12 protein-coding genes are annotated in these 12,490 nt (G+C 63.9%); 7 read left to right on the forward strand and 5 right to left on the reverse strand.

Annotation, left to right across the window (positions count from 1 at the left end; all coding sequences use genetic code 11):
- Positions 1-75 precede the first annotated feature (75 nt).
- Positions 76-693 (reverse strand): TetR/AcrR family transcriptional regulator, encoded by a 618-nt coding sequence (locus CH275_RS21585; protein ID WP_094680242.1) that lies wholly within the window; start codon positions 691-693, stop codon positions 76-78.
- Positions 694-846: 153 nt separating this feature from the next.
- On the opposite strand from CH275_RS21585, the gene CH275_RS21590 reads away from it, so the two are divergent.
- The 4 genes from CH275_RS21590 to CH275_RS30450 are packed head-to-tail and all read left to right on the forward strand — an operon-like array spanning position 847 to position 4,806.
- On the forward strand, positions 847-2,484 hold the full coding sequence (locus CH275_RS21590) for a class I adenylate-forming enzyme family protein (protein ID WP_094680243.1): 1,638 nt from the start codon (positions 847-849) through the stop codon (positions 2,482-2,484).
- Positions 2,481-3,773, forward strand: a complete 1,293-nt coding sequence (locus CH275_RS21595) for an MFS transporter (protein WP_094680244.1) — start codon at positions 2,481-2,483, stop codon at positions 3,771-3,773. The genes CH275_RS21590 and CH275_RS21595 overlap by 4 nt, the downstream gene beginning before the upstream one ends.
- Before the next feature lie 54 nt (positions 3,774-3,827).
- Positions 3,828-4,622, forward strand: a complete 795-nt coding sequence (locus CH275_RS21600; protein ID WP_094680245.1) for a MerR family transcriptional regulator — start codon at positions 3,828-3,830, stop codon at positions 4,620-4,622.
- Positions 4,594-4,806 carry a VOC family protein gene (locus CH275_RS30450; protein WP_373453734.1) on the forward strand — a complete coding sequence of 71 codons (213 nt, stop codon included), beginning with the start codon at positions 4,594-4,596 and terminating at the stop codon, positions 4,804-4,806. The genes CH275_RS21600 and CH275_RS30450 overlap by 29 nt, the downstream gene beginning before the upstream one ends.
- A gap of 2 nt (positions 4,807-4,808) precedes the next feature.
- Here the strand turns inward: CH275_RS30450 and CH275_RS21605 are convergent, their stop codons facing one another.
- Complete coding sequence (locus CH275_RS21605; protein WP_094680246.1) at positions 4,809-5,663, reverse strand: SGNH/GDSL hydrolase family protein; 855 nt, start codon at positions 5,661-5,663, stop codon at positions 4,809-4,811.
- Between the two features lie 124 nt (positions 5,664-5,787).
- On the opposite strand from CH275_RS21605, the gene CH275_RS21610 reads away from it, so the two are divergent.
- The gene (locus tag CH275_RS21610) at positions 5,788-6,123 is read left to right on the forward strand and encodes a DUF2834 domain-containing protein (protein ID WP_094680247.1); all 336 of its coding nucleotides are present in this window, start codon (positions 5,788-5,790) and stop codon (positions 6,121-6,123) included.
- A 35-nt stretch (positions 6,124-6,158) separates the two neighbouring features.
- On the forward strand, positions 6,159-6,983 hold the full coding sequence (locus tag CH275_RS21615) for a dienelactone hydrolase family protein (RefSeq protein ID WP_094680248.1): 825 nt from the start codon (positions 6,159-6,161) through the stop codon (positions 6,981-6,983).
- Positions 6,984-6,995: 12 nt separating this feature from the next.
- On the opposite strand, the gene CH275_RS21620 is transcribed toward CH275_RS21615, so the two are convergent.
- Positions 6,996-8,198 (reverse strand): helix-turn-helix domain-containing protein, encoded by a 1,203-nt coding sequence (locus tag CH275_RS21620; RefSeq protein ID WP_143546849.1) that lies wholly within the window; start codon positions 8,196-8,198, stop codon positions 6,996-6,998.
- A 128-nt stretch (positions 8,199-8,326) separates the two neighbouring features.
- Here CH275_RS21620 and CH275_RS21625 point away from each other — a divergent pair, with 128 nt between their 5' ends.
- Positions 8,327-9,991, forward strand: a complete 1,665-nt coding sequence (locus CH275_RS21625; protein ID WP_094680343.1) for an FAD-binding dehydrogenase — start codon at positions 8,327-8,329, stop codon at positions 9,989-9,991.
- 12 nt (positions 9,992-10,003) lie between these two features.
- Here the strand turns inward: CH275_RS21625 and CH275_RS21630 are convergent, their stop codons facing one another.
- A complete protein-coding gene (locus CH275_RS21630; protein WP_094680250.1) occupies positions 10,004-10,768 on the reverse strand; it encodes an alpha/beta fold hydrolase in 765 nt (254 codons plus the stop codon).
- Positions 10,765-12,480 (reverse strand): hypothetical protein, encoded by a 1,716-nt coding sequence (locus tag CH275_RS21635; protein ID WP_256991149.1) that lies wholly within the window; start codon positions 12,478-12,480, stop codon positions 10,765-10,767. The genes CH275_RS21630 and CH275_RS21635 overlap by 4 nt, the downstream gene beginning before the upstream one ends.
- Positions 12,481-12,490: the final 10 nt, after the last annotated feature.

Raw genomic sequence — 12,490 nt, forward strand, 5'->3', positions numbered from 1 at the left:
CTGTCTACCGACCGAGCACTCGCTCGGCCCATCGAAGATTGACACAATCACCCGGCCGGGTCAAGGAACCCGGTGCTACTCGCGAATGCCGTTCACGGCACCGACCGTTCGCCGGGCGATATCGAGATACACGGCGACCAGCTCGCCCGGTGCCATCGGGCCGTCGGGGCGGTACCAGGTGGCAAGTCCGACGCACATGGTGGTGACGGCTCGGCTGGCATCGGCCGGATGTGGGGTGTCGAAGACGCCGGACTCGACACCGTCGAGGACGATTGCGTCGAGCAGGCGTTGTTCCTCGTCCCGCTTGGCGATGTACGCGGCGCGATTCGCAGAGTCGAGACTACGAATTTCCGTAGAACACACGAAGGCGGCGTCGCGCCGGTGAATGTGGAACAGCAACAGTGACTCCACGACTGCGTCGAACCGATCGATGGGCGACGAACCCGCCTCGTTCTCGGCCGATCGAGTCCGCTCGAGCAGTTCGTCCATCGACGCATCCATGATGCCGACCAGCAAGGCTTGCTTCGATGGAAAGTGGTGGTAGAGGCCGGGGACGGACAGGCCGGCACCTGCCGCGATCTGCCGTACCGACGTGCCGTGGTACCCCTGCTCGACGAAGGTGTTCAGCGCCGACGCCAATGCTGGGGAGAGGTTCGAGCCCTCGTACGTGCGCCAGGTGTGGGTCGCTGTCATGCGCTTACCGTAGAGGGCGACTCGGGAATGGTCGGCCGCCACGCAGTGGGTTGACACCCAAGTTGTGATCCGCAACACTGTGGACACGCAGACCGAGCGAGTGTTCGGTCGGTCCGTTCGGGCCGAGATCCTGTTCAACCGAAAGGGCCGTCCATGACCCTCGACAGTGCGACCGAGCCCGCAACCATCCTCGACGCCTGGCGCAACCGCGTGTTCGACGCCCCGGACCGGCCGGCCCTGGCGTATTTCGACACCGTGCTCACGGTCCGCGAGGTGGACGAGGCGTCGGATGCTCTTGCCGCAGCCATGATCGATCGAGGAGTGTCACAGGGCGATCGTGTCGGCATCTATCTGCAGAACATTCCGCAGTACCCCCTGATGTTCCTCGCTCTGTGGAAGATCGGGGCGGTTGCCTTGATCCTCAACCCGATGTATCGCAACCGAGAACTGCGTACCTTGATCGACGACGCGGAACCGATCGCGCTCGTCTGCGACGAACACGATCTCGATGCGGTGGGCACGACGGTGGGGGGCAGCACGGTTCGACTGCTCATGAGTACCAGTGGACTGGACCTGCAGACGCGCAACGACCCACGAGTCTTCTCGTCGACGTCACGCGTGGCACCACGGCCCGACGACGATCTGATGGGTCTGATCGACCGCTACCGCGGCCGATCCATTCCCCGATTCGCCCTGCGCTCGGATGATCTCGCGCTTCTGGCCTACACGTCCGGAACCACGGGTCCGCCGAAAGGCGCGCAGATCTCGCATGCGAACGCATTCGCCACTGCCCTCGATTTCGGCGAACGGGCCGGTCTCGTCGACGGCGACGTCGTGTTCGCCGTCGCACCGTTGTTCCACATCACCGGCGCGATGCTCGATGCAGCGGTGGCCCTGATGCGCGACTGCGTGCTCGTCTTCGCCCATCGTTTTCACGCAGCAGTGACTCTCGATGCCTTCGTCGAGCATCGCATCACGTACACCATCGGTTCGATCACGGTGTTCAACGCGATCTCCGAGACTGCGGGTGCGACTCGTGCCCATTTCGAGTCGGTGAAGGCGTTGTATTCCGGAGGCGCACCGATTCCACCCGCCACGGTCACCGCGTTCGAGTCCGCATTCGGCTGCTACATCCACAATGCGTACGGCATGACCGAAACCACGGCGGGCGTCATCGCCGTTCCGCCCGGCGTGCGTGCACCGGTGGATGCCGTGAGTGGATCGCTGTCCATCGGATTGCCGCTGCCGCGCGTGACATTGCGTACGTTGGATCCCTCGGGGGAGCCGACTGCCCCGGGAATCGCTGGGGAGCTGGAGATCTCGGGTCCACAGGTGGTTGCGGGCTACTGGCGCAATCCCGAGGCGTCCGCGTCGACGATGCCCGGAGGTCGTCTTCGTACGGGAGATGTGGCGATCATCGACGCCGAAGGATGGGTGTATCTGGTCGACCGACTCAAGGACCAGATCAACGTGTCGGGATACAAGGTCTGGCCCAGGGAAGTCGAGGACGCCCTCTACGAACATCCTGCGGTGTTCGAGGCTGCCGTGGTGGGCAGACCCGACGCCTACCAAGGTGAATCGGTGGTGGCCTACGTGTCTCTTCGGCACGGCACCACCGTGACACCGGACGCCCTGGTGGATTTCGCGCGTGATCGACTCGCCGCCTACAAGCGACCGAAGGTTGTACACATCATCGACGAACTTCCCAAGACACAGACGGGGAAGATTCGGCGCGCAGCACTCAAACCTGTTTCTGCCGAGCATTATTCGATCGAAAGCGACACTCCATGACCGTCGGATCATCACCGGACACCCGCTCGACGCCCGATATCTCCTCGCGAAAGAAATCGCTGTTCGCCAGCACCATCGGCAACGTGCTCGAGTGGTACGAGTGGAGCGCCTACGCAGTGTTTGCACCGTTCATCGCGGCAGCGATGTTCAGCCGGACCGATCCGGTCTCGGCATTGCTGTCCACGCTGGCGGTGTTCGCCGTCGGATTCCTGATGCGGCCTCTCGGCGGCATCGTGTTCGGACGGATCGCGGACAAGAAGGGCCGTAAGTTCGTCCTCGTCACCACGATGCTCATGATGGCAACGGGCAGCCTGCTGATCGGCATCATGCCCACCTACGGCGCGATCGGGGCCTGGGCGTCCGTGCTGCTGCTGCTCGCGCGCGTCATGCAGGGTTTTGCGCACGGCGGCGAGTCGGCGACGGCGTACTCCTACGTCGGCGAGATCGCACCGCCGAATCGACGTGGCATGTGGGGCAGCGTAGCGTTCGTCGCGATCTTCGGCGGATCCGCCTTGGCGTACACGGTCGGCGGCGTCATCACTTCGACTCTGTCGGATTCTGCTGTGGGTCAATGGGGTTGGCGCATACCGTTCCTGCTGGGGGCACTTCTGGCGCTGTTCGCTCTCTATCTGCGCAAGAACATGGACGAGAGCGAGGTCTTCGATTCGGAGCAGAACAAGGTCGAACAGGCTCCGATCGCACGCAAGACCGTCGTGAAGGCGATCGTGCTGATGATCGGAATGACGTCGGGAATCACTGCGGCGCACTACACCTGGACCTCGTACGTATCGACGTTCGCCATCACACAGCGTGGGATGAATCCGGACACCGCGTATTGGATGCTCGTTGTCGCTCAGTTGATAGCGCTGGTGTCTCTACCGTTCTTCGGTCGTCTCTCGGATTCGATCGGTCGACGACCGATGCTGGCCGCCTTCGCCGTGCTGATGTTCGTGCTGCAGATCCCGCTGACGATGCTGATCTCGACACAGTGGTGGACGCTGCTGCTCCCGTCGACCGTGGCGCTGCTCGTCATCGCCGTCCCGGCCTCGATTCTGTCGTCGACACTGTCGGAGAGCTTTCCCACCCGACTCCGCACGCAGGCAATCGGATTCGCCTATTCGTTCTCGGTGGCGGTGTTCGGCGGAACTGCGCCGTATCTCAACCAGCTGTTCCTCGGACTCGATCTGGGCTGGGTCTTCGGCGTGTACATCATGTTCCTGGCCGCCATGACCGGCGTCGCCTGCTTCTACATGAAGGAAACCAAGGGAATTCGACTCGAGGACGTGTGATCCGGATCGGCGGAGTTTGCTCCTGACGTGGCGTGAGGTTCTACCGTTGCCCGTATGAACAGCAGCGATTCCACCACGTGGGGCATCGGTGACGTTGCCCGCCGAACCGGCCTCACCGAGCGCACGTTGCGCTATTACGAAGAGTTGGGTTTGCTCGCTCCGGACCGCGACGGAGGGGGTAGGCGTCGATACGACGGGGGAGATCTCGATCGGCTGTACCGAATTCGGCTGCTCCGCGAATTGGGTACTCCGCTTGCCGATGTCGATCCGGAAGTGATGGATCTCCAGCACCTGACTCGGCAGCATCTGGCCGACCTGGACCACCGGATGGCAGAGCTCGCTCGGGTGCGCGAACGGGTTCGGGCAGTCGAGGACAGGCTCCTGCAGGGCTCTCGTCCGAACGACGACGCGCTGTTGGACCTGCTGTCGGGCCTGTCGACCGACGAGCCCGCGGTGACCAGGCGCACCACGTTGCTGGTCTACCGCGACATCGCGGCAGCCCACTCCTTCCTCGTCGACGTTCTCGGACTGGCACCGGGACCGATCGAGTACGACGGCGAGAGGGCGGTGCACGGAGAGGTTCATGCGGGAGACGGTGTGGTCTGGCTACATCGCGAGGCCCCCGAGCACCGGATGGTGTCGCCGTTGACAACCGGTGCAGTGACCGCATCGCTTGCGATCCTCGTCGACGACGTCGATGCCCATCACTCTCGTGTGGCGGCGAGCGGGGCAGCGATCGATTACGCGCCCACCGATATGCCCTACGGCGTCCGCGAGTACAGCGTTCGCGATCCCGAGGGACATCTGTGGTCGTTCCAGACTGCACTCGCCGACACGGTGCGATCGTGAACGCGCTCACTCCTTACCTCGGCACCTCGCTGGCGACGACGTAGATGAACCGGCCGAGCGCGTGACGGCTGCGGGAACTGCGATGGTGCGTGGTCCCGAGGACAGCCCGCCCGCAGGCCGGGTCGCCGTGTTCGTCGACCCGTTCGGGCACCGATGGCTTCCGAATCAGCCGATCGACGAGTGAGTTCAGGCCGTCAGGGCCTCGGTCACTGCTGCCGCAATCGCGGCTTCGCCGAGAGCGTTGGGGTGCAGCGGTACGAACTGGTCTGCGAACAGGAGTGGTTCCACCCACCGCACGCCGACGGGTTGGCAGGCGTCGTGGCCCTCCGACACCACGGACATGTCGACGAACGTCGTGTCGGTGTCCGCGGCCGCCTGGCGAATGGCATCGTTCAGCGTGGACTGGAGGTTGCGCAGATACGGAACATCACCGAGCGCAACGGGGACCTGCGGTGCGCACGTGCTCGCGGCCGGGATGAGCCACGGGTAGCCGACGATGATCACTTTTGCCTCGGGAGCGCGAGTATGTATGTCTCGCAATGCTTGTCGAACGGACGGCAGCGTGCTGTCGACGATCTTGTCGTCGAAGCTGTTTCCGTTCTGTTGCGCGCAGGGATCGAATGCGCCGGCGTGGGTCACCAACGCATTCACGCATGCTGCGATCGCACCCGAGAACACGCTGTTGTCGTTTCCGCCGATCATCAGTGTCACCACATCCGCGGACGGTGACAACGCATCGAATTGCGCCCGAGTGCCCTCGAACTGAGGTGCGTAGAAGTCATCGGTGGCCGCACCGCCGCAGCTGACATCGGTGAGGCTGTAGCCCTGCTCGCGCGCAACGATGTGCGCAAAATTCTGCTCCGACTGCAGACACCGCAGTTGGGTGCCCGGTGCCAGTGGCAGCACGCCGTTGCCCGCGCTGAAGCTGTCACCGAGGTTGACATGCTCGGTCGTCGCCGCGGCAGCATTCGTAGGAATCGCCAGCGCGACAACGACGGCCATGACAACTCCGAGGCCGAACCGATACGGTGTGCTGCGCACTACGGACTCCTTCGCCGGGGGATTCTGCCCGAGATCGTACCGCCGGCCGGGGCCGTGCCGGCCGATGATCGTCAGGTTCCGCGCGACACGCCGTGACCATCGTGACGTGGCCTAGGTTGAGTGCATGAGAACTGCAGATGTCACTCGTCGACGCCTACTGCTCCTTCTGACCGTCATCGGTTTCGTCGTCCCCAACACCTTCGTCGTCACGTACTTCAAAGAGCACGGCGTCAGTCGAGACAGTGCAGGTGCCTTTTTCGCCGAGTGGGTCGCTTCGACGCCGAATCGTGCATTGACGGCCGATCTCGGTATCACCAGCGTCGCGTTCGGGCTCTGGTCACGATGGGACTCGAAGGACAACGGTGTCAGGCACTGGTGGTTGGTGCCCGTCGGTACCGGTTCGGTGGGAATCTGTTTCGCCGCACCGCTCTACCTCCTGCTGCGCGAGTACTCGCGGTAGACCGACTTCGCCTCTCCCGAGAAGGACGTACTTTTATGACCGATGACACGTTGGCCGACTTCGAGCGAACCGACTTCACCGCAGACGGGCGCACAGCCCCCGTGTATCGCATCGGTACCGGACCGGCGGTGATCGTCATGTCCGAAATGCCGGGTATCACTCCGAAGGTCGCGGGCTTCGCGCGCACCGTCGCCGGGATCGGGTGCACTGCGGTTGTTCCGCACCTGTTCGGCGTCGATGGCAAAGATCCTCTGGCCGCGCCTCTGGGAGTGCTCGGAACCGTTGCCACCCTCTCTCGTGCCATGGTGCCTGCGTGCATCAGTCGCGAATTCACCATCCTGGCCACCGGCAAGTCGTCGCGCATCGTGGTGTGGTTGCGAGCTCTGGCAGCGCAGGAGCACGAGCGGTGCGGCGGCCCGGGCGTCGGTGCGATCGGAATGTGCTTCACCGGCGGATTCGCTCTCGCCATGGCGGCCGACGATCGATTGATCGCACCGGTGCTTTCGCAACCGTCACTTCCGTTCGCGGCATCGAAGTCGCGCAGTCGTTCCATCGACATCGGTGCCGGCGACCTGTCCAAGGTGAAAAGTCGTTGCGCTGCAGGGGAGCTCACCGTTCTGGGTATGCGGTTCGAGGGTGACAGGATGTGTCCACCCGCACGGTTCGAGTTCCTACGCGAGCAACTCGGTGAGGCATTCGTCTCGGTGGAACTGCCCGACTCCTCGTTCAACCCGGAAGCCTTCGGACCGCCGCATTCCGTTGTCACGGAAGGACTTGTCGACGAGCCCGGGCAACCGACACGAGAGGCCCTGGATCAGGTGCTGGAGTTGTTCCGCAGTCGGTTGCTCACGGCAGGATGAGTGGCGGCCGACTCAGCCGAGTTGGCGTAGTTGTATCGCGGTATCCAGCACCAGTCGATGCCACGCCGAACGCGGATCTCGGCCGGTCAGTTCCTGAGCCCGGCGCAATCGGTAGCGCAAAGTCTGCGGGTGCACCTGTAGTCGGGTGGCGGCAGCCGTTGCCGTGCCGGTGGAGATGAAGGCCGAAAGGCCTTGCAGAATATGTTCGTTCGTCGCCTCGGTCAGCGGACCGAGCACGCTACGTACCACCTCGCTCGTGTCCGCGGCGGGGCGCGCGGTCAGCAGTGCCAGCAGCTGACCGTCACCCTGATCGAGCAGCGCCCGGTTGTCGAACGCGTGATCCGGTGCGGTGTCCAGTGCTTCCGAGGCGAGTCGCCACGAACTGCTGATCCCGGCAATGGTCGATCTCTCCACTATGCATCCGCGCAGCAGCAGATCTCGACACGCGAGGTCCGCCTGGGCGCGGTGGATCGATGGTGGCAGCAACGCGATCGCGCGTTGCTCGCGCCGTGTGCACAAGTGGCTCCGCTGACCCGTTGTAGCGGTGCGGTCCGGCGGAACGAGTCCCAATGCGAGAACGAGCGATTCGACGGTGTCGTCGGACATGGGTCGGCCCGGATCTGTCGATTGCACGACAAGCAGACTCGGGTGCGTGGGCAGTTTCAGGTCGAGTTCGCGGGAACGATCCGACACCGTCCCTGGTGAGTTGTGTCTGGCAGCCAGTAGGTCGTCGAGCAGCGCGGCATGCGCCTGCGCGCGGTTGGACGTGAGCTGTTCGCGCGCAACGACGTACGCGCCGATGATTTCCTCGGAGATTGCGTCGATGGCGTCGAGCACGCCGAGGCCGAGTTCGGCAATGTCCGGTGGGTCGAGTACATCGAGATACTCGGTTGTCACGTGTCGAACGAATACGCTCGACGCGACTCGATATGCACGCAGCACATCGGCGAGCGGGCGCCCGTCTGCTGCGCGCGCGGCACCTATCGCGCGGAATCGGCTGTGGTCACGGTCGTCGATCGTCCGATCGCCATGCGCCCACAGGGCCATCAACCGCCTCAGTGACCAATAGGCGATGGCCTCGACATCGGCCAACTGTGCACCCTGCAGTGACCGGTAGACCGGGATTGCGTCGCGAATCGCGTGTACTGCCGATGCGACGACGGGGCCCAGCTCCGATTCGATCTTCGCGACGACGGCGACCCGAGCTGGGTACATCGATCCACCTCCCACGCTTTGTCAGTACCTGATAAATCCTATAGTCATTCGAGTCGGTTTCCTTGAGTTCCGGTGCCGACGACAGCACAGTCGAGGGAGACATCCGGGTCGAGCAGAAGAGTGGGGCGATGGACGCAGACGTGATCGTGGTGGGCGCAGGCTTGGCCGGACTGGTGGCAACCGCCGAGTTGGCCGACGCGGGAAAGCGCGTGCTCCTCCTCGACCAGGAGCCCGAGCAGAACCTGGGCGGACAGGCGTTCTGGTCACTCGGCGGGCTGTTCATGGTCGACACCCCGGAGCAGCGACGCATGGGTATCAAGGATTCCGCTGAACTGGCCTGGCAGGACTGGCTCGGCACCGCGACATTCGATCGCGGTATCGACGATCCCGCCGGCGAGGACTATTGGGGTCACCAGTGGGCACGGGCATACCTCGACTTCGCGGCAGGGGAGAAGCGGACCTGGTTACACGCACAGGGGGTTCGGTGGGTTCCCATCGTCGGCTGGGCCGAACGGGGCGGCTATCTTGCCGACGGCCACGGCAACTCGGTTCCGCGCTTCCACCTGACCTGGGGTACCGGGCCCGGCGTCGTCGCACCGTTCGAGCGCCGCGTCCGCGAGGCCGCCGACAAGGGACTGGTGCGCTTCGGTTTTCGCCATCGAGTCGACGAGTTCGTCGTCAGATCGGGTGCGGTCGAGGGAGTGCGCGGCGCGATTCTCGAACTCAGCCGAGCGGAACGCGGTGCGGGCAGCAGTCGCGTCGAGGTGGGCGAGTTCGAGTTGTACGCCGGTGCCGTGCTCGTCACCGCGGGTGGCATCGGTGCGAACCATGATCTGGTGCGGGAGAACTGGCCGGCTCGTCTGGGAACACCTCCGAAATCGTTGATCTCGGGAGTTCCCGAACACGTCGACGGCCGCATGCTGGGTATCACCGAGAAGGTCGGCGGTCGTCTGGTCAACAAGGACCGGATGTGGCACTACACCGAGGGCATCAAGAACTGGAACCCGATCTGGAAGAACCACGGAATCAGAATCATTCCAGGACCGTCGTCCATGTGGTTCGACGCGCGTGGTCGACGCTTCCCGGTTCCCAACTTCCCGGGCTTCGACACCCTCGGAACATTGAAAGCCATCCAGGACAGCGGGTTCGAGTACTCCTGGTTCGTCCTCACCCAGAAGATCATCGAGAAGGAATTCGCGCTGTCGGGATCGGAACAGAACCCGGACATCACCGGCAAGAACCTCAAGCTCGTACTCGGCCGAGTCTTGCCCGGTGCAAGTGAACCGGTCGAGGCGTTCAAGAAGAACGGCGAGGATTTTGTCGTCGCCGACACGCTCGATGAACTCGTACAGGGAATGAACAGGGTCGCCGGCGAGGACCTGATCGACCTGGACGGCGTGAGGCGGCAGATCGAGGCTCGCGACCGTGAGGTCGACAACCCGTTCACCAAGGACCTGCAGATCTCCGCGATTCACAATTCCCGTCGTTCGCGCGGGGAGCGCATCGCGCGTACCGCGTCTCTGCACAAAATTCTCGATCCCAAATCGGGGCCGTTGATTGCGGTGCGGTTGAACATCATCACCCGAAAGACGCTGGGCGGCATACAAACGGACCTTCAGGGCCGCGTTCTCGACAGTACGGGGAATGCGATCGAGGGGCTGTGGGCGGCCGGCGAGATTGCCGGATTCGGCGGCGGAGGAGTACACGGATACCGCTCGCTGGAGGGAACGTTCCTGGGCGGGTGCATCTTCGGGGGCCGCCAGGCCGGACGCGCGCTCGCAGCGCAAGCGTGACGAGCTCTCGCGTCAGCCCGCCTGATCCTCGATCGAATCGACAATCGTTCGGGCACACAGAACCGGGTCGTCGATCATCGGAACGTGGCCGACGCCGGGCAAGGTGACGAACCGGGCCCGAGGTAGCCGCTGCTGGGCAACGGGAACGAATTCCGCCGGGGGAAAGATTCGATCGTGAGCGGCCCACGCGACGGTGACCGGGCACGGAAGGTCGACGAGTGGATCCATGCTCTCGCGGGTGTTCAGCAACTCGTACGCCGCCTCGCACCCGACGAGATCCTGGAACGATCGACGGGCCTGCTGCGGCGTCATGCGGTATCCGTGGACCGCGATGTCGCGCATGGCAATTCGGCGAACGAGGCCGAACGTCATCAACGGCGGGACGAGACGCCGAGTCGCGTCGGCCAACTTCTTGGTGCGGATCAAGGTGGCTCGGCTGGCCCCGGGCTTCTCGTCCTTCACCCACAGTCCTGCAGGTGAGAAAGCGCAGACCGATCGTGCGCGTCCCCGCCTCGCCAGTTCGACGGCCATCCATCCGCCCATCGAGTTTCCAGCGAGGTGAACTGCACCCAGGCCACGCTCGTCGAGTTGGCGTTCGGCAGCGTCGGTGACGGCGGCAATCGTCGCTTCGGTGCCGAGCGCCGGACCTCCGCGGTGACCGGCCGCAGTGGGAACGATGACGTCGAACCTATCGGTGAGCAGCGGCACGACGTCGTCCCACGCTGCTCCCGACATGGTGACGCCGTGCAGCAACATCAGTGCAGGTTTGTCGATCATCGGCTGAATTCTGCCAAGCGCGTCGAAACCTGCTCCGGCAAACCGTTGTTCTGTTGCTGGGCTGCCGTCAGTACATCCAGGTGGTTGTAGCCGTACAGCATGATGGGAACGTCGTTCGGGCTGTCGGATGCACCCAGATCGAGACCGCCGTCGCCTTGCAGGGTCAGCACGGGGTTGCGGCTCACGCCGTCACGGTAGATGTAGTGAGCGGCGATCGACGGCGCGGTCGGTTGGCCGAGATCGGTGGTGATGGCCGTCGGGAAGTACCACTCGGTGAAGTCCAGCGGCGGTTCGCTCAGGCTCCGTGCGATCTGAGAGATAGAGGTGACTTCCTTCGAGGGATCGGTGTACTCGTTCGGGGTCATCTCGTCGTAATCTTGCCAGGTGTACACGACGGACGGATCTCCGTAACTCGTCGGCGCCGCTTTGCGGTCGCTACCGAAGACCTGCCCCAGGAACGGAATCGTTGCGATCACGTCGTTCGGCATCGGGAAGTACTTGTCCTGAACCGGTCCGCTGCCGATGAAGCCGACGCTGGTCTGTAGAAAGCCGAGTGGCTGCGAGTTGTCGTCGAGCAGAGCACCGACGACGGCTTCGTTGGTTGCGTACAGCGTCCTGATGTCGGGCACCCCTGTCGCGGCCATCAGCGGATCCTTCGACAGCAACGTCCGCAGTGTCGCATCGAAGTTGAGGCTGCGCGGAAGTCTGTCCACGACGTCGTTGACTCCCGTCGGGTTCAATCGAGCGGCAAGCCCTGCGATCGCCAGTAGATTCGTCGTTTCCGGGTTGATGACGGCGGGCAATCGCGTGACCGGGTACACGTCGGTCAACGCGCCCGACGCGGCTGCGATGGGACCGGCCAGCGCGGACGGGATCTCCGGAAGGTCGACAGTCCTGATGGGATTCGGTGGGCCGGCCTTGATGACGGTGTCCAACGCGAAATACCCGGAGCACTGGTTGTAGCCGATGTCTTCGGTCGTGGCCGGGTTGCCATCGAAATCCCAGTTCGCGAAGTAGCCGGTCAGGAATCCGCCGAGTGAATGCCCGCCGCACAGCACCTTTTGTCGACGAACGGCCTGATCCGGAAATTCGAGACGCAGAACGACGTATTGGTCTCGCATGGTCTGTACCAAACCTTGGTCTTTCAACCAGGCGGTGTCGGCACCGTCTGAATACCCAGCGAAGGTGCGGCCGTCTGCGCTTCCCCCGCCGAAGTAGTAATCCGTGGCGATGTCGAGGTCTTCGGCGGCGAGCGCAGCCTGAGTCCCGGTGTGATCCTCGAGGCAGTTGGAACGTCGGTCGAGGGCCCAGAACTCGATATGTCTGCCCTCCGCGTCTGCTGCGGCGACCGTGTTGCGGGCCACGGACTCGAATGCGCCCGCACCCTCGAAAATTCCTGGTTGAGCCACCAGCACTCGATCGGCGTCCGCCGAATTCTCGGGACCGTCCGCCGCGCGGTAGCGCAGATAGGAAAGTCGGTCGCACTCTGCCGGGTGCGCCCCGGAGTCGCCGGGGAGCGGTGCGTCGAGACCGACGACCGTGGCCACCACGCCGGTGACGGGTGATGACGACCCGATCTCGCGTTCGGTGCGGCCCGACATGGGCTCGGCGGATGCTGTTGCTGGAACGGCCGCAGAGACCGAGGCTGCGAGCGCGAGCGCTACGGCCCCACGGACGAACGAGCGCAGCGCGGATCCTCCGAGAATTGTCATGGCCCCCACC

Source organism: Rhodococcus sp. 06-235-1A (genome assembly GCF_002258785.1).
Taxonomy (GTDB): domain Bacteria; phylum Actinomycetota; class Actinomycetes; order Mycobacteriales; family Mycobacteriaceae; genus Rhodococcoides.